We start from the raw sequence: 228 nt of genomic DNA, 5'->3' as shown, positions 1-228 counted from the left end.
GGGCTTCCTCGGGGCAGGAGCAGGTGAAAATAATAGATCAGGACATGCCGATTGATTCTTACGGGTTCCCTGCGCCGCGAGCTGTAGTGGATTTCCCGGGACTTACGGCCTGGGAAGAAGGCGGTGCTGTGATTTATGAAGTTGACCCAATAGACGGTGAGAATGACCCTATCTATTTTCACATGTCTCACACGGATCAGGGATGGGTGTTAATCCAGCCCACGGCAA

The 228-nt window shown here is 52.6% G+C and carries 1 protein-coding gene; it reads left to right on the top strand.

The window, feature by feature from the left end:
• Nucleotides 1–44 precede the first annotated feature (44 nt).
• On the top strand, nt 45–228 hold a 184-nt coding region (locus IG178_RS25825; protein WP_226895806.1), incomplete at its 3' end, for a hypothetical protein.

This window comes from Neoluteolibacter marinus, assembly GCF_014904755.1.
Taxonomy (GTDB): domain Bacteria; phylum Verrucomicrobiota; class Verrucomicrobiia; order Verrucomicrobiales; family Akkermansiaceae; genus Haloferula; species Haloferula marina.
The sequence above is the reverse complement of the archived record's forward strand: the minus strand, read 5'-3'. Positions and strand labels throughout refer to the sequence as shown.